Source organism: Paenibacillus sp. JNUCC 34 (assembly GCF_058269055.1).
Genome location: NZ_CM177770.1, coordinates 3,268,352 through 3,291,372, shown reverse-complemented (window position 1 = coordinate 3,291,372; position 23,021 = coordinate 3,268,352). Strand labels below are relative to the sequence as shown.

22 protein-coding genes are annotated in these 23,021 nt (G+C 44.7%); 12 read left to right on the top strand and 10 right to left on the bottom strand.

Annotation, left to right across the window (positions count from 1 at the left end; translation table 11 throughout):
- The first annotated feature begins 82 nt into the window (after positions 1-82).
- The gene (locus tag AC2TF5_RS15390; RefSeq protein WP_491297948.1) at positions 83-571 is read left to right on the top strand and encodes a hypothetical protein; all 489 of its coding nucleotides are present in this window, start codon (positions 83-85) and stop codon (positions 569-571) included.
- A 48-nt stretch (positions 572-619) separates the two neighbouring features.
- Here AC2TF5_RS15390 and AC2TF5_RS15385 read toward each other — a convergent pair whose 3' ends face one another.
- The 4 genes from AC2TF5_RS15385 to AC2TF5_RS15370 form a co-directional block, all read right to left on the bottom strand.
- Entirely contained in the window at positions 620-1,429 is an 810-nt protein-coding gene (locus tag AC2TF5_RS15385) for a DUF4367 domain-containing protein (RefSeq protein WP_491297946.1), read from the bottom strand.
- Positions 1,410-1,997: an RNA polymerase sigma factor gene (locus tag AC2TF5_RS15380; protein WP_491297945.1), complete on the bottom strand. Its 588-nt coding sequence runs from the start codon at positions 1,995-1,997 to the stop codon at positions 1,410-1,412. Before AC2TF5_RS15380 ends, AC2TF5_RS15385 begins: the two co-directional genes overlap by 20 nt.
- 275 nt (positions 1,998-2,272) lie before the next feature.
- Positions 2,273-3,502, bottom strand: coding sequence for an aminopeptidase (locus tag AC2TF5_RS15375; protein WP_491297944.1), 1,230 nt, complete (start codon positions 3,500-3,502; stop codon positions 2,273-2,275).
- Positions 3,503-3,648: 146 nt separating this feature from the next.
- Positions 3,649-4,881, bottom strand: coding sequence for an aminopeptidase (locus tag AC2TF5_RS15370; RefSeq protein WP_491297943.1), 1,233 nt, complete (start codon positions 4,879-4,881; stop codon positions 3,649-3,651).
- Positions 4,882-5,031: 150 nt separating this feature from the next.
- On the opposite strand from AC2TF5_RS15370, the gene AC2TF5_RS15365 reads away from it, so the two are divergent.
- Complete coding sequence (locus AC2TF5_RS15365) at positions 5,032-5,304, top strand: hypothetical protein (protein ID WP_491297942.1); 273 nt, start codon at positions 5,032-5,034, stop codon at positions 5,302-5,304.
- 119 nt (positions 5,305-5,423) lie between these two features.
- On the opposite strand, the gene AC2TF5_RS15360 is transcribed toward AC2TF5_RS15365, so the two are convergent.
- Positions 5,424-6,779, bottom strand: coding sequence for a TrkH family potassium uptake protein (locus AC2TF5_RS15360; RefSeq protein ID WP_491297941.1), 1,356 nt, complete (start codon positions 6,777-6,779; stop codon positions 5,424-5,426).
- Between the two features lie 76 nt (positions 6,780-6,855).
- On the opposite strand from AC2TF5_RS15360, the gene AC2TF5_RS15355 reads away from it, so the two are divergent.
- The gene (locus AC2TF5_RS15355; protein ID WP_491297940.1) at positions 6,856-7,785 is read left to right on the top strand and encodes a DMT family transporter; all 930 of its coding nucleotides are present in this window, start codon (positions 6,856-6,858) and stop codon (positions 7,783-7,785) included.
- Positions 7,786-7,962: 177 nt separating this feature from the next.
- Here AC2TF5_RS15355 and AC2TF5_RS15350 read toward each other — a convergent pair whose 3' ends face one another.
- Positions 7,963-8,889: an NAD-dependent epimerase/dehydratase family protein gene (locus AC2TF5_RS15350; protein ID WP_491297939.1), complete on the bottom strand. Its 927-nt coding sequence runs from the start codon at positions 8,887-8,889 to the stop codon at positions 7,963-7,965.
- Positions 8,890-9,277: 388 nt separating this feature from the next.
- Here AC2TF5_RS15350 and AC2TF5_RS15345 point away from each other — a divergent pair, with 388 nt between their 5' ends.
- Positions 9,278-11,203, top strand: a complete 1,926-nt coding sequence (locus AC2TF5_RS15345) for an LTA synthase family protein (protein WP_491297938.1) — start codon at positions 9,278-9,280, stop codon at positions 11,201-11,203.
- A 172-nt stretch (positions 11,204-11,375) separates the two neighbouring features.
- On the opposite strand, the gene AC2TF5_RS15340 is transcribed toward AC2TF5_RS15345, so the two are convergent.
- Complete coding sequence (locus tag AC2TF5_RS15340; protein ID WP_491297936.1) at positions 11,376-13,199, bottom strand: ABC transporter substrate-binding protein; 1,824 nt, start codon at positions 13,197-13,199, stop codon at positions 11,376-11,378.
- Positions 13,200-13,501: 302 nt separating this feature from the next.
- Here AC2TF5_RS15340 and AC2TF5_RS15335 point away from each other — a divergent pair, with 302 nt between their 5' ends.
- The 8 genes from AC2TF5_RS15335 to AC2TF5_RS15300 all read left to right on the top strand — a co-directional run bounded on the left by AC2TF5_RS15335 (position 13,502) and on the right by AC2TF5_RS15300 (position 20,105).
- On the top strand, positions 13,502-13,873 hold the full coding sequence (locus AC2TF5_RS15335) for a rhodanese-like domain-containing protein (protein ID WP_491297935.1): 372 nt from the start codon (positions 13,502-13,504) through the stop codon (positions 13,871-13,873).
- A gap of 134 nt (positions 13,874-14,007) precedes the next feature.
- A complete protein-coding gene (locus tag AC2TF5_RS15330) occupies positions 14,008-14,349 on the top strand; it encodes an antibiotic biosynthesis monooxygenase (protein ID WP_491297934.1) in 342 nt (113 codons plus the stop codon).
- Between the two features lie 326 nt (positions 14,350-14,675).
- Positions 14,676-15,929: a DHH family phosphoesterase gene (locus AC2TF5_RS15325; protein WP_491297933.1), complete on the top strand. Its 1,254-nt coding sequence runs from the start codon at positions 14,676-14,678 to the stop codon at positions 15,927-15,929.
- A gap of 118 nt (positions 15,930-16,047) precedes the next feature.
- Positions 16,048-17,253, top strand: coding sequence for a cell wall-binding repeat-containing protein (locus tag AC2TF5_RS15320; protein WP_491297932.1), 1,206 nt, complete (start codon positions 16,048-16,050; stop codon positions 17,251-17,253).
- A 78-nt stretch (positions 17,254-17,331) separates the two neighbouring features.
- Positions 17,332-17,637 carry a hypothetical protein gene (locus AC2TF5_RS15315; RefSeq protein ID WP_491297931.1) on the top strand — a complete coding sequence of 102 codons (306 nt, stop codon included), beginning with the start codon at positions 17,332-17,334 and terminating at the stop codon, positions 17,635-17,637.
- A gap of 156 nt (positions 17,638-17,793) precedes the next feature.
- Positions 17,794-18,504: a response regulator transcription factor gene (locus AC2TF5_RS15310; protein WP_491297930.1), complete on the top strand. Its 711-nt coding sequence runs from the start codon at positions 17,794-17,796 to the stop codon at positions 18,502-18,504.
- Positions 18,494-19,918: a sensor histidine kinase gene (locus AC2TF5_RS15305; protein WP_491297929.1), complete on the top strand. Its 1,425-nt coding sequence runs from the start codon at positions 18,494-18,496 to the stop codon at positions 19,916-19,918. The genes AC2TF5_RS15310 and AC2TF5_RS15305 overlap by 11 nt, the downstream gene beginning before the upstream one ends.
- Complete coding sequence (locus tag AC2TF5_RS15300) at positions 19,905-20,105, top strand: hypothetical protein (RefSeq protein ID WP_491297928.1); 201 nt, start codon at positions 19,905-19,907, stop codon at positions 20,103-20,105. Before AC2TF5_RS15305 ends, AC2TF5_RS15300 begins: the two co-directional genes overlap by 14 nt.
- A gap of 84 nt (positions 20,106-20,189) precedes the next feature.
- Here the strand turns inward: AC2TF5_RS15300 and qoxD are convergent, their stop codons facing one another.
- From qoxD to qoxB, 3 genes are read right to left on the bottom strand one after another with little or no spacing between them, the layout of a single operon-like run.
- On the bottom strand, positions 20,190-20,477 hold the full coding sequence (gene qoxD / locus AC2TF5_RS15295) for a cytochrome aa3 quinol oxidase subunit IV (protein ID WP_491297927.1): 288 nt from the start codon (positions 20,475-20,477) through the stop codon (positions 20,190-20,192).
- A gap of 1 nt (position 20,478) precedes the next feature.
- Positions 20,479-21,075, bottom strand: coding sequence for a cytochrome aa3 quinol oxidase subunit III (qoxC, locus tag AC2TF5_RS15290; protein WP_491297926.1), 597 nt, complete (start codon positions 21,073-21,075; stop codon positions 20,479-20,481).
- The gene (qoxB, locus tag AC2TF5_RS15285) at positions 21,072-23,015 is read right to left on the bottom strand and encodes a cytochrome aa3 quinol oxidase subunit I (protein ID WP_491297924.1); all 1,944 of its coding nucleotides are present in this window, start codon (positions 23,013-23,015) and stop codon (positions 21,072-21,074) included. Before qoxB ends, qoxC begins: the two co-directional genes overlap by 4 nt.
- Positions 23,016-23,021 lie beyond the last annotated feature (6 nt).

Below are 23,021 nucleotides of genomic sequence, written 5' to 3'. Positions count from 1 at the left end.
ATGAAGAAAAAGACATTTCTTTGTCGTATGGGTATGTTAATATATGGATGTTCGATAAAATCATGAGAGAAAAGGTGATGTTATGTCAAACGTAAAGAAGCTTTCACGCGTAATACCGGCTTTTACAGCAACCATGTTGATCAGCTTAGCAATTGCGGGTGGGGCATCCGCCGATACGACAGTAGACAAAGCACCCGGGGCAGCAACGACTCCGCCTCCAGTTGAGATGAACATCATGAACGTAAATCCAATGAATTCATATTTAATCGATGCGGTATCTTCTATTCGAAAAACTAGTTCAGGAATGGATATATCAGGAAATACATACGCAAATCAGAAAGCAAGCTCTATTGGTGTAGATTTTTTTCTTCAGCGCTGGACGGGCTCCGTCTGGGTAGAAGTCGCAAGTAGTTCCGGTAGCTCTACAAATTCTAACAGTTATTACGGGACAAAGTCTTTTAGTGCAATCGAAGGTTATTATTACCGTGGAAAAACGATACATTTTGCTACGGTGAATGGCAAAACTGAATCGCAGATCATGTATACAGAATCATTGTTAATGGGGAACTGATTCATTTATAATAAAGGGCGTACCCGATAATGGGTACGCCCTTCATCATTATGGTAAGCTGTTAGCCATTCTTAGCAGCTCTTCCTTGCTCATTTCACCAACGATTCGAATCATTACGCCATTGTGTGTAAATTGTATAGAACTGGCGAGGCCTTTTGTGTATAAGGCTTCTATTCCTGAATGAAGCTGAAGACTCTCAGAAGATGGTGAGCTAAGGGTGCTGACTGAGACGGGACCGTTAATCATATCGATATATGAGATATTCAGAATCTTGCCGCTCTCGGACACATATTGAATAGCCATGTCATTAATCGATGATTCTTCGTTTATCGGAGCCACAAGTACATCAAGGAACTTATATCCTTGAGGAATGTACTCGAACTCCGAGTACGTAAACGTTAACCTTGACTTAACCTCTTCTAATGTCAGATTATTGTCTTCCGCAGAACTGCTCCACAAAACCTTTTCACCTAAATTTTCGTATATTTCTTCTGATCTTCCGGGTGGTGGACTCGTCTTTGCCACAGTATCTGTTACAGAATCATCCTTGCCAGAGATGATCGTTACAATACCGTCACCCCACTCCTTAATTTGCTGGTAGATCGGTGATACAGCCTGAGAAATCGTTGGTGGAGAGAATAAAATTGCTCCAATTGCCATAGAAGCGGCAATAATCCCTGCCAATTGAAATCTGCGACGGCGTTGCTTACGTCTAGATTTACTCTCAAGCTGCTGCTTGACCTGTAACCAGGATTCCCGTTTGGTGTCATGATCAGGAGTAGAGGAATGAGAAGCAGCACGCTCAAAAGCCTCATCAAAAACTTCGTTAAACCAATCATCATATTTTTCGTTGTTCATCCATAACACCCCACTCCCTATATAGCATTTTCTTAACAGATTCCCTGGCTCGGAATAGACGTTGCTTCACAATGTCTTCCCGGGTATTCAGCAGCTCGGCGATTTCCTTATAGGTTAATCCGTGCTTCCAGCGGTACTCGATGAGCAGCCGATATTCGGGCTTCAACTGCTCAAGATATTTCTTAATGGATTCTTCCATCATTTTGGACTCTACCTGATGTTCTACATTAGTGGAAGAAGGAACCAATTCCTCTTCACTTATAAAAACACGGTCAACATCAACTTGGTTACGGTATTTTTTATTTTTTCTTAAATAATTCATCGTTGTATTTCTAGAAACCACTCGCAACCAAGCTTTTAATTTGTTTTCATTATCAAAAATAGGTTTGTTGGTTATTACTTTAATGAATGATTCCTGAATTATGTCCTCAACAGCAGCGTGGTCCCGGAGCACATACATAATCTGTCCGTAGACCAAATCATAAAATTCATAATAAACCTCTTCCTGAAGAGGTTCGCTTATTTCATTGAATTCTGCTGCGAGGAGCAATTGCAATCGGTTAGACACGCACTAATCTCCTCTCTGGTGTATCCCCTTGCTAATCCTCTCATTATTTTACATCATTTTTGTATTAAGCGCCCAATATTTTCTAGTTGGTATATTGATATGATAAAAGTGGGGAAGATCGGGGGTTTTTGATGCTATCCTTTGATCATACAATGCTTATTATCTCTTTGATGCTTCCTATTTTGGCATCTTTTTTTAAAAAGTTTAAAACAACTCAAAGAGACCGCCGTTAAATCGATCGGCGGTCTCTTTGAGTATGAAGCAGACAGAGCAGATTAAGCCCAGTTTCCGTTAATAAAGATCGGTTCTTCCTGACCATCATGGCTAATGCCTGTAATGTTCAATTCTTTGGAACCCATCATGAAGTCAACGTGAGTTATGCTTGCATTCAGTCCGTTTGAGGCGAGCTGATCGGCAGTCATTGTTTTTCCACCTTCCAAGTTGAAAGCATAGGCACTTCCGATGGCCAAGTGGCAGGAGGCGTTCTCGTCAAACAAGGTTGTGAAGTACAAAATCCCGCTCTCCGAAATAGGTGATGCATAAGGAACTAGAGCAACTTCGCCCAAATAATGCGATCCTTCATCCATTTCAATTAGACGGGTGAGTGTATCTTTGCCTTCTTCAGCTGAATATTCTACAATCCGTCCATCTTTAAACGTAATTGAGAAGTTGTCGATAATGTTTCCGCCGTAACTTAGCGGCTTCGTGCTCCGTACGGTACCGTTAACTCCGGTTTTTAGAGGAGCTGTGAATACTTCTTCTGTCGGAATGTTCGCTACAAAACGATCGCCCTTTTCATTGTGACTTCCTGCTTGAGCCCAAATATGCCCTTCGGGTAGCTCAATCGTCAAGTCTGTGCCTTCGGATACGAAATGAAGCTTGTGGTACTTCTTGCTGTTGAGCTCATCCGATTTATGCTGCAATGTATCGATATGTTTCTCCCAGGCAGCAATCGGGTCTTCCTGGTCCGCACGAACCGCTTGGAAAATAGCATCCCACAGCATGTCGACTTGTTGATCTTGACGAGCATCAGGGAAGACCTTTGCTGCCCAATCCGGTGATGCAAAAGCTATACCGGTCCAGCTCATCTTGTCTGCCTGTTGATATTGACGGTATTTTGCCATCGAAGCACCAAAGGTTCGTTGGTAATTGGAGATGCGTTCTGGATCTACACCTTTCATGAGATCCGGATTTGCCGAAAGAATGGTCATGAAGGCAGCACCGTTCTCCGCTAGCTCTGTCATTTCCTCAGCTTGATGCTTCGGCGGCTCCAGGAAGGATTTATCGGGAGCCAGATCGTACCGGATCCGGTTTACCTTTTCGTCACTGTAATTGACTTTGACCAGCTTGGCACCAGCTTCGTACGCTTTTTTTACGACGAGACGAACGAGCTCAGCAGCTTCAATCATCGCGTTAACGACGAGAATTTGATCTGGTTGAACATTCGCTCCAACCTTAACGGCCAGTTCAGCGTAACGCTCCAGTTTTTGTTCAAAAGTAAGCATGTAAGGACCTCCAAATTTATGATTAGCAAAACACTTAGAATCAACCTCAGGTCAATAACAGGGTAGAAGAGGTTTGTCATTACAATCATTACAACACAGCAGCCGTCACTCCAAAGAGATGAGGCTGCTGTGATCGTGATATTGACTTAAAATGCCCAGTTTCCGTTACGGAATACAGGTTCTTCTTTTCCATCCTCGGTAATTCCGTTAATGTCCATGTCGCCTGAACCGATCATGAAATCGACGTGAGTTACACTTGTATTCAGTCCATGCTTCACCAGGTCGTCCTGAGACATTTCCTTTCCGCCCTCCAGGCAGAAAGCATAAGCACTTCCGATGGCCAGGTGGTTGGAAGCATTCTCGTCAAATAGTGTATTGTAATACAAGATGTTCGACTCTGAAATCGGAGACTGGTGTGGAACAAGTGCGACTTCGCCGAGATAGCGAGCACCTTCATCCATATTGAGCAGGCGCTCAAGTGTTTCATAACCCTGTTCAGCCGTAAAACTGACAACTCGCCCATTCTCGAAGGTGAGCGAGAAATTATCCACGATGTTACCCGCATAGCTTAGCGGTTTGGTGCTGCTTACGGTTCCGTTAACGCCCGTCTTCAGTGGCGCTGTAAATACTTCCTCCGTTGGCATATTCGCAACAAAGGCGTGACCCTGCTCATTAATGCTGTCTCCTTGCGCCCAGATATGACCTTTTGGCAGTTCAATGGTCAGATCCGTACCTGGAGCTATGTAATGCAGAGCTTTATATTTCTTGGCGTTCAGGACTGCCGACTTCTCTTCAAGTACATTCAAATGGCGGTTCCAGGCTTCCACCGGATCCTCTTGATTTACACGGACCGTGTGGAAAATGGCATTCCACAGCTTGTCCATCTGCTCAGCTTCAGGTACGTCTGGGAATACTTTCGCAGCCCAAGCAGGGGAAGGTACGGCAATCAGGCACCAGCTGAATTTGTCAGCTTGCTGATAGGCACGATACTGCTTCATAGCCTCTCCGCGTGTCTTGTAGAAATTCGCAATTCTTTCCGGATCGATACCGTTCAGAAGATCCGGGTTCTCGGCAAGCACATGAAGAACTGCTGCACCGTTCTCTACGAGCTCAACGATTTCACCCACAAACCATTTTGGTTTTTCCGTAAACACGTCGTCAGATGCATTCTCATATTGAAGCCGGGTTAAGGCTTCATCATTCCAGAGCACTTTGACCAGGCGGGCACCCGCTTCATATGCCTTTGCGGCGATTAAGCGGATAAATTCAGCGGATTCTACAGGTGCATGGACAACTAAAGTCTGTCCCTTCTGTACATTGACCCCTACTTTGACAGTCAATTCCGCATACTTGTCCAGGGATAATTTAAAGTCGGACATGAGGTACCCTCCAATTACATTATTTTAAAAGCAATAACCACATTATACTAAATTGCCGCTCAGATGAAAAACACTAATCGATCTACATAAAAAGTGATATACTGAGTTTTATGAGCAACATTGTTAAGCATTTTGAAGGAGAGTGGACCTATGTCACAGGTTACCATCGATCGTGCAGGTATGCAGCGTGATGAGGAGAATAATTTTATAGGATACACCGTCTTTACCATGGAAGGACAAGCTTCTGCCTATGAGATCACATTTATGAGTAAGAACGGACGAGACTGGGATTACAGTCTGAATTTCGCCGGTGAGCCGGGTCCGGAGGAGCAATTTCTGAAAGTTGACGCTCAAATTGAAGAGAATGACGAACTGTTTGACGATCTGCTGGATGCTGCTATTGATGCCGGCGGATTCGCATAAAGCTCTAGTCTCTGTCCCATTTAAATCGTTAGGGCTGATCACAAACAAACCGTCCGACTCCCGTGAGGGAAGCGGACGGTTTGTTCTGTGAATCAAAGGGTGTCATGTCTATAAAATGATTAGCCGATAATGATTTTGCCTTCCGGATGACGGTATAAGTCCTTATAGCGTTTGCGGTTCAGCGCGTATGCCAGCGTTAGTGGTCCTAAACGTCCAAGGAACATGAGCAGTGCAACCGTTACTTTTCCGATCTCGGACAGCTCGGTTGTTAGTCCCATCGATAGTCCAACTGTACCGAAAGCGGACACGGATTCAAACAGAATAGCCAGGAAATCACTGGATTCCGTCGCAGACAAGAACATGGAAAACCCAACCAGAAGCAGCAGGGAAATAATAGTTAAGGTGACCGCACGATAAACGACTGCTTGAGAGATACGGTTCCGGAACAGCACGACATCCCGTTTACCCTTTACCATCGTGATTACGGCACCAATCAGGACGGCAAAGGTCGTTACTTTAATACCTCCGCCCGTTGATCCGGGAGCGGCACCAATAAACATCAGCATAATCATGAAAAATTGGGATGATTGCTGCAGTCCACCAATATCAATCGTACTGACTCCCCCTGATCGTGACGTAACCGATTGGAAAAAGGAAGCCATGATCTTTTGCGGGTAGGAGAGTGGACCGAGTGTTGCCGGATTACTAAATTCCAAAATAAACAGCATCAGCGCACCGATAACAATTAGCAGTGACGTTACGGTAAGGACTACCTTGGAATGTAGAGAAAGCTTTCGGCACTTAGGATATTCAATGACATCAAACATGACGATAAATCCAATCCCACCTAGAAAGATAAGGGCCATATTAATGATATTGAGTATCGGATCAGTGCCATAGGCTGCAAATCCGGTGAATGGACCATGAATGCCACCCAGTAGATCGAATCCTGCGTTATTGAAAATGGAAACACTCTGGAATATGCCAAGGTAAGCTGCATCGGTCAGCGGCATCTCCGCCCAAAAACGTAAAGTGAGCAGCAATGCGCCTATCCCTTCAATTGTAAATGCATAGACGAGAACGCGACGGATCAGGTCGACAATTCCTTGGATCTGGTATTGCCCCATCGCTTCCTGAAGAATCATTCGTTCCCGTAGAGATATTCTGCGGTTCAACATCAGCGCGATCCATGTCGCGGAGGTCATAAATCCAAGACCTCCAAGCTGAACAAGCATCAGCATGACTATTTCTCCAAACATTGACCAATGCGTACCGGTGTCTACTACGGTAAGACCTGTTACGCTGATGGCGGATACAGCCGTAAAAAGCGCATCGACCAGCGGTGTCGGTATACCATTTTCAGCAGAAATCGGCAGCTTGAGCAAGAACGTACCGAAGAGCGTAATGGAAAGAAAGCCGATAGCTAAAAACTTGGGAGGGCTCATTTTACTTCGTTGGTGTTTCGTTGTCTTCATAGCGCTACAATTAATCTCCTTACGATATAATAAACTATTCTCTAATAATACACGAAAGGTGAGACATTTAACCATTATGAATCCAGAAAAACCGCCAATTCCCGTAGCTATTCTACTTTTTATCGGGATAACTGCTATTTCATTCTCATCTATCTTTGTGAAGTGGTCCGATGCGCCTGTGTCGATTCAAGCTATGTACAGGCTCATTCTCACCATGCTCTTCATGCTGCCTTTTGGAATTAAATATATCCCGCAAGCCCGAAAGCTTAAAAGAACTGACTTTCTGAAACTTATGGCTTCCGGTATGATGCTGGCGATTCATTTTCTGCTGTGGATGGGTTCGCTGCAATGGACCAGTGTGGCAAGCTCAACGATCATTCTGGCGCTCCAGCCGGTTTTTGTAATGATCGGAGCTTATATCTTCTTTAAAGAGAGAACGTCTGTCTCAGCGCTATCCGGGATGGGAATCGCTTTTCTTGGCGTGTTTTTGTTGATCGGTAAAAGTGGAATGAGCGGTACAGGTAACCATCTGGCAGGGGATTTAATGTCACTGTTCGGAACGGCAGCAATCGCGGCACATATGCTTCTAGGACAAATGCTGCTTAAACGGATTCCTTCATTTCTTTATAGCTGGTTTGTATTTGTTTTTGCAGCATTGTTCCTGGCTGGTTACAATGTGTTCTCAGGTATCCCGCTGACAGGATATCCAGCGAAAGAGTGGGGAATATTCGCCCTGCTTGCTGTCGTGCCGACGGTATTCGGCCATCTTCTATTTAATTGGCTTATGCGTTATTCATCCGCTTCAACGGTATCGATGAGTGTTCTAGGGGAACCGGTGGGAGCAAGCCTGCTCGCGTATCTCCTTCTTAATGAGTCCATGAATGGTCTACAGGCTGCCGGGGGTGCACTCGTGCTGCTTGGACTCATTCTGTTCTTAAATGTCCGACCATCTAAGAAAGCTGCAGCCGTAGCTCCAACCGATCTGCAGACAGAGAGTTTGGGCTGAATTTTCGATTAGTAATGAGTTAAATGGCGCAAACTGAGAAGGATCTCGAATGAAATCATTTCATTTAAAGGTACGGGTTAACGAGGTACAAGATGCAAGATGCCTCGCTTCAGCGAAGGGGGTCATAAATAAAGCGCCATCGATCAGCTTTTGATCGGGCGCTTGTTTTTCATACCTCTATCGTTGTTTGGAGAAGACACTCCAATATCGGGTAGTTTCCATTAATCCTTGTTCAATTGTGTACTCAGGCTTCCAATTCAGCATAGACATGATCTTACTGTTATCAAGGCAGCAGTGTGCAATGTCTCCCGACTTGGCGGGAAGGTAGTTCACGTCAATGACACCGGGAAATTGTTCGCGCACGATATCGACCAGCCGGTTAACGCTTGTGCACTGTCCTGTACTCACATGAAATGTATCACTGTGTCCAAGGTCGATGGCGGCCAAATTAGCTTCGACTACATCTTTTACATAAATAAAGTCCCGTGTCTGAGTACCGTCTCCAAATATGCTCAGAGGGAGTCCGCTACTCATCTGTTCACCAAAGTCTGCAATAACACCACCTTCACCATTTGTCGTTTGTCTGGGGCCATACACATGGCTATAACGGAGAATGGTGTATTCCAGTCCATAAAAGTGTTTATACAGGCGGATGTACTGTTCAGCTGTGAGCTTGGATAAGGCATAAAAAGAAATCGGAGATACCTGATCGTTCTCAGTCAGTGCATCCTTCACCAAATTACCATATACTCCGGATGTCGATGCAAATATGATTTTCCGAACTTTGGCTGCCCGGCATGCTTCCAAAACATTAAGTGTACCCATAATATTAGCAAAAGCATCAGCAGTTGGTGACTTAATGGACAGCTTCACATCCGCTTGCGCCGCCAAATGAAAGACGACATCCGGTTTAAGCAGTTTTATATATGTCGCCGCCTGATCACTGCCCACATCCGTGACATGCAGAACCGCCTCGGAATGCAGGCGACCTGGATCACCGGTTGTCAGGTTATCGATAACATGTACCTCGTGGCCTTGTGAAACCAGCCGGTTGACGAGGTGAGAGCCGATAAAACCCGCTCCGCCGGTTACTACTATTCTCATGCGTTGAACCCTCCAGCCTTTGATTGGAATGCTCTATCGTACGTAAGACAGGAGAGGTGTGCATGAGACATTTGACCATGATTTACAAGCTTTGGGCGTTCTTTCACCTGTGGCCGAATAGATTGAGGTTTACATACCTGTTATAATAGAGGTTGTTCAAAAAGTCCGCTTTTGATCACGAAGTGAATCAGGAAGTGGGCTCGGCATCGAATCTTGAATTCAGCCGTTCCTTCCGGTGCTCACGTACCCAAAACGTACGCTCCGCTCCTCAGTCCCTAGCTTATTCCAACCTTCTCGGTGCTGAAAACCGACCTTTTTGAACATGCACTTACGGGGAACGATTCTTAAAAATACATTTTAAAAATAGAAGTAGGGAGATAGATAGAACATGGAAAGAACGTGGAAACAAAGAGCAGGATTGTTCAGCGGTGTTTTCTTGCTTCTGCTACTGAAATTGATGTTGTTAAGGTTATTTTTATTTAATGAAGTCATGTGGGGAAAAGTACCGACAGATGCCTTTTCTCTGCTTGTATTGATGAGTTTTCTAGAGCTGCTCATTCCCATGAAGGGACGACATGTCGTTTATTGGGTGTTTAATTTTGTTGTGTCGCTCATTTTGTTTGCTTCAGCGATCTATAATGTGTACTTTGGCTCCATACCGACATATACTGCGTTGTCTGGTCTTGGTCAGGTGCATCAAGTACGCTCCAGCATAACGACGTTACTCAAACCAGAGCATTTTATTTTCTTTGCGGATGTACTGGTTATGGCTATTGTTTGGATCATGAACCGGGTTCGCAGGCGAAATTCCAGATCCGGAGGATTCACCATGTTTACGCAGACTTCTTATAGAAGCTCAAAAAGGATTTCCGGATGGAAGCTATGTATGGCTAGTTTATTGATCCTTAGTATAGTCATATCAGGGTTATCGATCCGCAAAACATGGGGAATCGAGAATGAACTTGTTCGCGCGGAGCATATGGGCTTTATGAATTATCAGGTGGCTGCTGTTGTAAGAAGCGGGCAGGAGAAAAAGGCAGTGGCGGAAGGCAATCTGCAGGATACAGTTAAAGAAATTAAGAAGTTGCAGGAAAGCTATCCTTACCGGGAAGAGAAAAAGGATGGGAAGAAGCCGGAATATTTTGGAATGGGTAAAGGTAAAAATCTGATTGTCGTTCAGATGGAGTCACTGCAGAATTTCCCGATTCATCAATCTTTGGACAATCAGGTGATCACGCCTGTAATGAATCAGCTTGCGGATGAGGGGTTGTACTTTCCTTATGTGTTCCAGCAGATTGGCCAAGGCAATACATCGGACGCTGAGTTCTTATCGAACACCTCGATATATCCTTTAGGTTCGCTTGCGATGTCAACTGGCTTTGGCAGCCGGGAACTTCCAAGTCTGCCGCGTCTGCTTGGCGAGCGGGGTTATATATCCAATACGTTTCATGTAAATGATGTCACCTTCTGGGACCGAAACAAGATGTATCCAGCGCTCGGCTTTAATCATTTCTATGATAAACCATACTTTACTAACGACAATTTTAATAGTTTTGGACCATCGGATGAAGAATTGTATCGTGTTGGAATAGAAACAGTGAGTGATGTGCATAAAGACAACAAACCATTTTATGCTCAATTTGTTACCGTCTCGAGCCACTCTCCGTTCACGGTACCGGAAAGTTTTTCGAAAATTAATATTCCCTCTGACCTAAAAGGAACACAGCTGGGCAATTATCTGGATTCTGTCAACTACTCAGATTTCGCACTGGGTAAGCTGATCGAATCACTGAAACAAAATGGGTTATGGGAAGACACGGTTCTGGTCGTATATGGTGATCATTTTGGAATTAACAGTAACGAAACAGATCCCAGTCTGATTACGTCTTCTCTGGGTGTTCCTTACCATGAGAGAATCAGTCGGTTTAACATTCCTTTTATAGTCCACATACCAGGGCTGAAGGAAGGGAAGACGATTGAACAGGTCGGAGGTCAAGTTGATATGATGCCAACGATCGCGAACATTATGGGGATTTCATTGAAAAATGAACAGTTTACTGCTATGGGGCAGGATCTGCTGAACATTGATAACAATGTAATCGGCATGAGATATTACTTGCCAACAGGCTCGTTCTTCAACAATGAGGTTATGTTTGTCCCTGGAGATGGATTTGACGATGGAACGGCGGTTTCATTAAAAACATTGCAGCCCGTTCAAGATATTTCACCTTACCGAGATGATTATGATTACGTGCTGAAGCTTATGAAGTTGTCTGACGAATATGTAAAACTTCTGCCACAGAGAGCTCCATAATATAAAAACCAACAGGCCATCCAAGAATTCATCTTGGGTGGCCCTGTTGGTTTCTGTATATTTCAAAGTCGTTATGCATGAATCTAAACGCATCAATAGGATTGAAGCAGCATTGGGACTGGCAGATGATCGAAGACCTTGGGTTTGAGATTGAGGAGTGCGCGCTCTAAACTTATCCAGTAAGATCTGGATGGAACCACACGGATCGAAAGTCGACCCAACCGGAGGACCGTAGTGTTATTCCCTTAACGGAAGAGTGAAACTGTGTGCTGCGCTTTTTATGGGTCAGAAACAGCACGGAGCGGGAATCCCGTATAATTTTCTCAAGATTTTTTAAAGTGCTCTCACGGATGTGGGTATCTGGCTCACGGAGTATAGAGGAAATAAACTTCTTGGAGGTTTCTGTTATCTCCTCGCTTAGGCAAGTGCGGAAGATGCTTTTCTGCAAATACATTTCGATCTCACTCATTTCATCCTGACGCAGAACTATTTCATACATAAGAATATCCTGGGTACTTACATATGAGGGATTTGTTAATTCAGACTGCGTGATGATCCGGATTTCTAATTGTATACCAAAGGCTCGAACACAATTCTGAATCCACTCCGCATCGAGACGATGACGGTCGAACGTGCTTAGATAAATGGTTTCTCCCGCATAACCACTGTCCTTAAGAAGCTGGCGGATATGCTCGCAGTTTGCAGGCCGGAGGGCAGGTTTAGATTCATCCCTAGGGTAGAAGCCGCACGCGGGAGCAATCCGATCCTCGCCTAACTGTGCAATCATCTGATCTCTGTCAATCATACAATCCATGGCCTCCCGGAAAGCGATATGGTTCTGGGGGCCTTTTTTTTGCTGATTAAAGAGCAATATGCTGCATCCGCTCATAAAGATTTCAAGTTCATTCCATTCCGAGGCAGGACTTTTCCCCGGTCCTTGGTTTTCTTGAACAACACTACTGTTCGTGGTCATCAGCGGAGTCCAATCAAGCTTTCGTAAGGAGAAGGTCTCATGTTCTGGAAGAAGTAAAATTTCCACACGGTCGAGATTGGGTCTACCTTTGAAATGAGCCGGATAAGCTTCCAGAACACATATTTGTTCATCAAGCTGTACTAAACGAAATGGACCGGTACCGATAGGTTTTTTTATAAAGGCTTCTTCATCTTGTTCAATGACATCCTGTGGCACAATCGAAGCTTCAGTGCTGCTCATAAAGTGGAGGAATAAGTAGTTCGGTTCTTTCAAGGTGATTCTTACCGTCTTACGGTCAATAGCAATTACAGATTGTATACCTGCTGACATCCAGCTTTGTTCATAACGCTCTGGATCATGGCGAAGGCGATTTAATGTAAAAATGACGTCCTCCGCTGACAGCTCACGACCATGATGAAACATTATGCCCTTCCTCAAATGAAACGTCCAGGTCTGGAATGTGGAGTCACTCTCCCAAGCATGAGCGATGGAAGGGAGGATCTTGTTATCTTCAGGATGATGTTCCACCAACGTATCGAATAGGTGCTGGGCAATATGTTCGTCGAACACATAGAGCAGCCTAGCCGGATCAAGATGGTGGATGGGCAAGCAAACCGGAAATCGAAGTCTGTCCATGACCTGGTCGGAGATAATCTCGCGGGAGACACCCATACCCGAGGACAACCACTCCATATAAAGCTCTTTGGTACTTGGCACATGGCTATATTTGTTTATCAGCTCGAACGCATGCTTAATTTGTCCTTTAGAGGTTTGGGTTTTCGCTTCTTCCAGAAGTAGTTCATCCGATGGTGTTGCAATGGTTAGCAGGGAGAGATTACCCCGACCACGTCCAGCCTGCCACTCGATCCAGCCGAGGTGGGTAAGTTTCCGTATAATAACCTTGACGTTGCGTGGAGTGCAGTACCATATATTTGCCAAGTCTTGCGATGTAACGGGGAAAGGCACCCCGATTTTATGGTCTTTAAAAGCAAAAGTCAGCTCAAGAAAGTGATGAATGGACACAGGTTACAACACCTCCTGTTCTAAAGGTGAAATAGATAAAGGAAATTATACCCTTTTCACCCACTATTGGATAGATACACTTGATCTACAAACGTTAATTCAGAGTGAAAAAGAACACTAAGCAGCATAATCACCCTATGATTACACGTCCAGTATTATGAGTTTCGAAACTATGGTCAACGACTTGACATACGAATCATTACATCTTAATATTATACCCACAGGGGTAATACAAACCTTATTTCTGGGGTGCATTTTGCCTAATCAAGAGGTTAGTAAGTGACCTTGGGGAGGAATCGGTTTTGTTTTTCGTATATATGATTGCAGCTATGCTGCTGGTTTACGTTTACCGCCGTTGGGTTCCAATTCACGGACTGAAACTGATGAAGTGCAGCGAGCTCGCTCAGGCCAAAGAAGATCACCCGAATCTAAAGGTGCTCGATGTTCGGGACGTCTCTGAATATACTGCCAGTCATTTGAAGGAAGCAGTTAATATCTCCCTCGGTAGGCTGCCCTTTGTATGGGATAAAGAATTGAGTCCGGAAGACGAGGTCATTATCGTAACCCCGAAATGGTCTGAGGGACTGCTCGCCGCACGTAAGCTCAAAAAAGTCGGGTTCAAATCGTTGTTTTACTTAACAGATGATTGCCATTCCTGTACATCAATCCGGTAAATTTCTCTATAAGAGCCTGACCATCCTTTAAGGTAGGCAGGCTTTTTTAAGTGATAGCTTCTATTGGTTGACAATGATAATCTTTATCATTTAGAATGAACCTTAGTAGAATTATCCTAAGGGAGTGGATAGGCATGTTAATCGAAACTAAAACCATCATCGTAAAATCCGGTACGTCTCATCTTGTCGTGGAAAGATTTAGCGGACCAGGACCGATCGAGGAGATCGAAGGATTCATTGATCTGAGTGTCATGGTCAAAAATGCTCGCAGAGGCGACGAGACTGAAGAAGTTATCGTGATGATCCGTTGGGACTCTAAGGAAGCATGGAAGCGCTGGGAGACGAGTGAAGCGCATATTCAAGGCCATCGGAACAGTCGTGGCAAACCAACGCCTGAACATATTGTAAGCTCTTCACACGGGATGTATGAAGTTAAATCGTCCAAGGGTCCCAGACCTGTACAAGCTGCAAACTAAATCTAAATATAAATTAGGATACCTCTCAAAAAAAAGAAGAGAAACAGGCTACCCGTGCATTCATCATTGGGTGGCCTTCTTGGTGTATAATGGTCTATGGTATATTGAATATTCAAAAGAGATCTCTCCTTGGTAATTTGGTGGCTCGATGATGCTCCCATGTTACCAAAGGGTGGTTTCTTTTTGTCTTTGTTTTGTGGTCATACGCGTAGCGTCTCACAAAAGACAAAATTGGACGGCCTCTTACTTGATCAAGTGACTAAAGTGGAAAATTTAAGGGAAAGTTAGAGCTGGAAATGACATTTTTTATAAGGAGCTGTTCATCCATGTATTATTTATACAGCCATAATGATCTTGATGGAGTGGGCTGTGGCATCATCGCAAAGTGCGCATTCGGGGATGAGGTTGATATCCGTTACAATTCCATCAGCGGACTGAACTTCCAGGTGGAAAGGTATTTGAACCGCGTACCCGTTCAGGGAAACCCCGAAGATCTGCTGTTTATTACGGACCTAACAGTCAACAGCGAACTGGAGCAACGTTTAGATCGCTATGTAAAGGACGGCGGCCATGTCCGGTTGATTGATCATCATAAAACAGCAAATCATTTTAACGACTATCCTTGGGCTCAGGTCGATGTATATCACGCTGACGGACGGCTTTCCTCAGCTACATCATTGCTTTATGAATATTTGATCGAAAATGGAATGCTTTCGCGTACCGAATCGATGGATCAGTTCGTGGAATTGGTCCGGCTTTATGATACATGGGAATGGGAGTCCGAGAACAAGTTACAAGCCAAGCGGTTGAACGACTTGTTCTTCATGGTATCCCTTGATGAGTTTGAGACTAAAATGGTGGATCGGTTGCGGAGTCAACAAAGCTTCACCTTCGATGAATTCGAGGAGAAAATCCTTGACATGGAGGAGAATAAAATCGAACGCTACATCCGCCGCAAAAGAAGGGAAATGATTCAGACATTTATCGGCAGCGAGTGTGCCGGCATTGTATATGCGGAATCATATCATTCCGAGCTAGCCAGTGAGCTGGGGACAAGCAATCCACACTTGGATTACATAGCCATACTAAACATGGGCGGTCGAAAAATGAGTCTTCGAACGATTCATGAACATATTGATGTATCTGCTATTGCTATGCGCTATGGAGGAGGCGGCCATGCCAAGGCTTCCGGCTGCAATATTGGTGATGTGGTATTTCAATTATTTGTGGAAGAGCCGTTTGAACTCGAGCCTATGAGAGCGGATGCTGCCCGTAATCAGTTTAATATAAAAAGTTCAGAAACCGGTGTGCTGTATGAAAGTTGGGGGGATGATAAGATTTTCGTATATCTATCACGGTCAGGGCAATGGGCGGTGGAGTGGAATGATGAACCGCTTGCCTTTCATTTTCAGACGTTTGAGGATGCTGAGCGCCATATCAAGCGTAACTATGGAGCCTGGCTTGCCAGAGATGAGGTTTACGTCAACATGTTGACTGATCATATGAGGAGAATTCGAACGGGTGCAATGCCTCTTGCCCCCCCTGATTTTGATGATGAAGCTACTCTAGAAGATATGTAATATTTGAACCCTCCAGAAAATTCACACTTCCTACACAGATTCCACATATTTGCTGGGTAAGTTGATAACAGTCCGAAGATAGGGCGAGATATAGCAGAAGATCTGGAGGGATTTATCTATGAAACAAGTGTTAACTGTCGGCGCTACAGCTCTGCTTGCAGTAGGTATTTTGGCAGGCTGTCAGGACAAAGACAACGCTGAGCCACCGTCTAATCCTTCTACTGAAAGCAGTGCTGTCTCTCAGACGGAAGTGAATACGCCATGGGTCGGTACCAAGAATACGACGCGTATTAACACATCGAGCCCCATAGAAGCAGCTGTATTGACTTCCAAGACGCTCTGGACATCAACGAACGATAACAACAAGGCTGGAAGTGTTGTGCTTGTGGATTCGGAGAACTGGCAGATTGCGGCGGCCAGCGCCGATCTGATCCATCATCCGAGCAACGGACCGATATTGTTTGTGAATAAGGATGGAATTCCGGAAGCTACGCTTAATGAGTTGAAACGATTAAATCCCAAAGGCTCTGCGAGCAACGATGGAGTTCAGGTTATTATTGTTGGCAAGGTTGCCGGGAAAGTGGAAGAGCAGCTCAAAGAGCTGAAATACAAAGTGGATAAAGTGGAAGGGGAAGAGCCTGCCGCTGTAGCTAAGGCTATAGACGCTTATTACGCCAAGGTAGCGGGGAGTACCCCAGAATCCGTCATTGTCGGATCGATGGACAGCCCTGAATATACACTGCCGGCTGTGAACTGGATTGCTCATATGCCTGAACCTCTACTATACGTTAATAAGGACGAGGTCTCTAAAGAGACGATTGAGGCTCTGAATATACGTGGCGGTAAAGCGAATATTTATTTGATTGGACCTGAATCTTCGGTATCCAAAAAAGTTGAGGAAGAATTGAAAGCTTATGGAAAGGTTACGCGGATAGCCGGTGAAGATCCATATGAGAATGCTGTGAATTTTGTCAAGTTCAAGGATCCTGAAACGGAGTTCGGCTGGGGGATTGACAGTCCGGGACATAACTTCTCGTTCCTACCTGTTGACTCTACCATGCTGAGTATTGCGGTCGCCCCATTCTCTCACTTGGGCAAGCATGCACCGCTTCTGTTTACAGACAAGGACGGAATGCCGGAGTCCGTGATGAAATATGTAATGTCGATTCAGCCTACATTCGAAAAGAGTCCTACAGAGGGGCCGTACAATCACGCATGGATCACAGGGGATGTAAATTCAATTTCTGAAAAAGGTCAAAGCGAAATCGATGATATGCTCGAAATTGTTCCGTCTTCCGGTGGGGATGCTCATAGCGGACACTAATTCACATCAGTGTCACAACATCCACACAAAAACCACATCATTTCTCGCTATGATGTGGTTATAAGGAGGCGATACATCATGAAGAACAAATTTCTCGCTGGAATAGGGGTTGCAGTACTTACATTTGGACTCGGTACGATGGTATATGCCGATGCTAATGACCTGTCTTTTCAGGACATGCTGCCGTTTATGAAACAAATGCACCCGGGAGCTTCAGAGCAGCAGCTGAATGAAATGTATGAGAGCTGTCACGGGAATAACGATGGTATGATGCGTAACGGGGGACAAACCTCTCGTGATGCCGTAAATAGCGGCCACATGATGCGCGGTAACGGTGGCCACATGATGTGGAACAGCGAAGCTGGCTCATTGCAAGATTCCTAAAGAACAGATGTCAAGAACCAGTCTGACACGTTGTGTGTTTTAGACTGGTTTTTGTCATTTCGGACTGACCATCAACGTTAATCCATGGGGTTCGTTTTCAACATAATTTTGACTTATAATAAGATGAATTAAGATTGAAGAGCAGGTGAAGCGCTAATGAAAATACAAGTACTTGTAGTTGATGATGAATGGAATATGCGCAATTTATTGCGGATTTATCTAATGAAGGAAGGTTTTGAGGTCAAGGAAGCGGCAACGGGTCATGAAGCGTTGGCTTTAGTGAGGCAACATTCTTTTGATGTCATTCTTCTTGATGTGATGATGCCGGATACGGATGGATGGCAAGTATGCAAAAAGATTCGCGAACACAGCCAAGTTCCAATTCTAATGTTGACCGCACGTTCGGAAACGAAGGACAAAGTTCATGGTCTGGGCATCGGTGCTGATGATTATCTAACTAAGCCGTTTGAATCCGAGGAGCTCATTGCAAGAGTGTATTCCCTAATCCGCCGGTATACGATATCGAAATTGAGTGCACCGCCAGAAGTGAAGCTGCACTATCTAGAGCTGTCGATCCACCCTGAGGGACGTGAAGTATTAATTCATAATCAGCCCGTAGATTTCACACAAAAAGAATTCGATCTGCTGCTTACGCTTGCACAAAACAACCATCGTGCCTATTCCCGAGAAGAGCTTGTTGAACGTCTGTGGGAGCATGATTATCACGGGGAATCGCGCGTCATTGATACACATGTGAAAAATATTAGAGAAAAAGCGCACAAGGCGGGTCTAAGTTATAATCCGGTACAAACGGTATGGGGGATCGGTTATAAGTTTCATCTTGCCGGTGAGCATCATGATTCATAACCGAATCGGAACAAAGCTTGGTTTATGGATGATCTCCTTGTTTTTGATCGTAATCCTTTTTCTGGGTGTGGCTATAGATCGTATGTTTACTAATTTTCACTATGCGGATATGAGAAACAATTATAATGAAATGACAGCGCACTTTGTCATGATGGCTGCATCGAAGGATCAATCATCCGAGCATTCGCTCGATGCATTTGCGGATTTCTCTGACGTGAGTATATTCTTTATAAGCAATGAAGGAGAGGTAACAGCTCATTCAGGGGCACATGATCCTTCGGATCATTCTTTCATTCATGACAAAGATGTTCAAAAAATTTTCTCCGGCCAGACGGTAAACTTTAAACACACAGATCCAGACGACAATCGCTATCTGGTAACCGGCATGGCTATTCCTCAGGATGACACCCATCGTGTAAGCGATTCGGCTATATATGTGCTTGCTTCAACACAACATGTCGATGAATCCATTGCCAACATACGTAATCTGCTTATTCTGTCAGGCGTTGGAGCATTCCTGCTTGCGTTAGGATTTATTTGGATAGCGGCTCAGGTATTATCCCGCCCATTACTGCAAATGCAGCAAGCAACCCGTAAAATTGCCGCGGGAAATTTGGAAACACGACTTTCGATTAAGAGTAATGACGAAGTTGGATCCCTTGCCGAGGCCATTAATGATCTGGCAAGGGATCTGCAGCGCTACCAGGATACGAGGCAAGAGTTTTTTGCTAATATATCGCATGAGCTACGCACGCCGATTACGTATCTGGAAGGCTATGCAAAGGTTGTAAAGGAGAAGTTATATACTTCTGAGGAAGAGAAGGACAAGTATCTTGATATTATTCAGGAGGAAGCTGTTCGACTGCAGCGCTTGGTTAATGACCTGTTCGAGCTGGCCAAGATGGAAGAAGGGAAGATCAGCTTAACTCTGGAGTGGATAGATCTGACGGAGATCGCCCGAAGTTCGGTTCGTAAAATGGAATGGAGAGTTAAAGAGAAGGGTTTACATTTACAAGCTAATTATGGCTCTGATATTCCATTGATCCGAGGTGATGGTCTCCGTATGGAGCAGATTTTTATAAATCTGTTGGATAATGCTGTGCGATATACGGAGTCTGGTGATGTTACAGTGTCACTGCACAGTGATGTCAATCAAGTTACGTTGACGATTGAAGATACAGGTATAGGAATACCTGAGAATGAGATTCCATTGTTATTTGACCGCTTCTACCGGGTGGAGAAGTCCCGCTCTCGCCAGTATGGCGGTACTGGATTGGGATTATCTATCGCTAAAAAACTGATTGATCTGCAAGGCGGAGAAATTCACGTAAGCAGCACAACTGGAGTTGGCACGAGATTCGATATTCGTTTTCCTCTTGCGGGGAGTCAGGAGGAGGATTATGAGGAAGGTTGAGTGGATGCTCGCTGTGGCACTAATGGCGGTTGGCCTAATGTGCCTCATGGTCTCTGCAACGTCAGACCCTGAAGGATCTCTGATGAATCTTGGTCCGATGCTGGTTCGCATATGTTTGCTTATCGGTCTAGTCTTGATTGTTGTTGGTAGTATCTATGTACTGATAAAATGGATGCGAAAACGATGAACATAAAAAGCCCTCCTTGATTTTGATTTCTCAAGGAGGGCTTTTTTAGTGTATCAAGCTTCAAGCAGGTTTGGTTCACGAGTATTAAGCGTACCAGCCCCACACGAAGATGAAGAGGGATCCAAAAATCGTAACCAATGCAACGAACAATGCATAGGCGATATTGATATATAGTGATTTTTTATCGTCCGATTCCCCGATGTGCATAAATAATACGAGCTGGAGGGATGCCTGCAGTATAGCTGTTACCATCAGTATTCCCATTTTTACCGCAGCCGGAAAATCCATAAGCACAACAAGCGCAAGGGCTGTAAGGACGAGAGAGGAAACATAACCTACTACATGCTTAATCGGAAACAGCTGCTTCATCATGTCACATCAGTCCTTTCAGGTAAACGAAGCTGAAGATAAAGATCCACACAACATCCAAGAAGTGCCAGTACAGCGAGAAGATGAATGATTTGTTAGCTGTACGATGATCCAAGCCATGCTTTTTCAACTGGATTAGAATAGCCGATCCCCACAAGAGACCGAAGGCAACGTGCGCACCGTGAGTACCCAGAAGTACGAACAAGCTAGACAAGAAAGCACTTGTCGATAATGTAGCACCTTCATTAACGTAAGTGATGAACTCGTATATTTCGATTCCAAGGAACGCAGCGCCGAGCAGCAGGGTGATGATCATGAAGATCATCATCTGCTTTTTCAGACCAAGGCGCATACTGTGTACCGCGAGTCCAATTGTAAAGCTTGATGTTAGCAAGAGGAAGGTCTCGACCATAACCGGACCAATCTCAAATATTTCAGCACCGCTCGGGCCAGACGCAAAGCGATTGACCAAAATGAAGTAGGTGGTAAACAGAGTTGCAAACAGTGCGATTTCAGCTCCGAGAAACAACCAGAATCCAAAAATTTTGTAGCGGTTTTCGTCTGTCCCGTATTCAAGCGGCTGAGTGGCATCTATTTTCATACCGTATCACCCCGCAATTTGTTTTCTGTTTGAACAATCTCTTCTGCAGGAATATAGTATCCGTTATCCCGGTCAAAGGACATCGTAGCCAAAACTATGATGAGGGCAATACCGGAAATAATAGCTGGTGTCCACCAACTGAATACCATGAAGAATCCGAAGAAGAAGAAGACTACACCGAGAATAAATGGTTTTCCTGAATTGCTCGGCATATGAATTTTTGTAATCTTTTCATCTGAAAGTGGAACTTTATCCTGCTTAGCGAACCAGTAGGCATCACGTTTAGTAATCTTTGGCGTAACAGCAAAGTTATATGCTGGTACAGGACTTGGCGTAGACCATTCCAACGAACGAGCATCCCATGGATCTCCGGTTTTGTCCCGAGGTTGATAACGTGTGCTCCAGTAAATGTTGTAGCAGAGAAGAATGAAACCAATCGTCAAACCGACTACACCGACCATCGAGAGCATGTTAAGTGGTCCGAATCCTGTCTCAGCTGAATAGGTGTACATCCGGCGCGTCATACCTTTCAATCCCAGGAAGAACATCGGGAAGAAAGTTACGTTAAACGAAATTGCGATGAACCAGAAGGCTGTCTTACCACGTCGCTCGTTCAGGCGGAAGCCGAACACTTTAGGGAACCAGTAATGGAAACCTGCGAGTACTGCAAACACGGTACCTGGTATGAGAGTGTAGTGGAAATGCGCCACCAAGAACATCGTGTTGTGATACTGATAGTCCGCGCTGGCCATCGCCAGCATGACACCTGTTACGCCACCGATTGTAAAGACTGGAATAAAGGCCAGTGAATACAGCATCGGTGTCGTAAAGGTTATTCGGCCCTTTCGCATCGTGAACAACCAGTTGAATATCTTAACTCCGGTCGGAACGGCAATAGCCATCGTTGTAATAGAGAAGAAACCGTTGACCATAGCGCCTTGACCCATAGTGTAGAAATGGTGAGCCCAGACAAGGAAAGACAAAGCGGAAATCACGGCCATACTGATAACCATCGATGTATAACCATAGAGATTTTTTTTCGAGAAGGTCGAAATAATCTCACTGTAAATACCGAAAGCAGGCAGAATAACAATGTATACTTCAGGGTGACCCCATACCCAGAATAGGTTGGCCCACAGCATATCCATACCGCCGTTCGCCATGGTAAAGAACTGGGAACCGAAAAGTCGGTCGAACATCATCAGAAGCAGTGCAATCGTCAATACTGGGAATGCAAAGATAATGATGACACAAGTAATGAGAATGGACCAGGTAAACATCGGCATTTTCATCAGAGTCATGCCTGGTGCACGCATTTTAAGAATGGTAACAATAAAGTTTACACCGGTAAGCAGTGTCCCGATCCCTGATATTTGAAGGGCAAGGGAGTAATAGTTCATACCTACACTCGGGCTGAATTCATTGCTGGCCAGAGGGAAATATGCGGTCCAACCTGCGTCAGGCGATCCTCCGATAACGAAGGAAATATTAAGTAGCATAGCCCCTGCGAAGAACAACCAGAAGCTGATTGCGTTTAGACGCGGAAAAGCAACGTCACGTGCACCGATCTGCAGTGGGATGACTATGTTCATCAAACCAAAGACAAATGGCATTGCCATAAAGAGAATCATAATAAGGCCGTGTGTTGTAAACACTTCGTTATAATGCTGCCCATCCAAGAATTTCATATTTGGAAGTGCGGTTTGGGCACGCATCATAACTGCGTCAGCTCCGCCGCGGAACAGCATGACTAAGGCTGATATGATGTACATCACACCTATTTTTTTATGATCCACTGTAGTCAGCCATTCCCGCCACAAATATCCCCATTTTTTGAAGTAGGTCAGACCTACGAGAATTGCGAGCGAGACGAGTACGATACTCACCATGGCGCCGTAGATTAATGGATCTCCGGTAACGAAAAATTCGTCCCATTTCATAAGGGC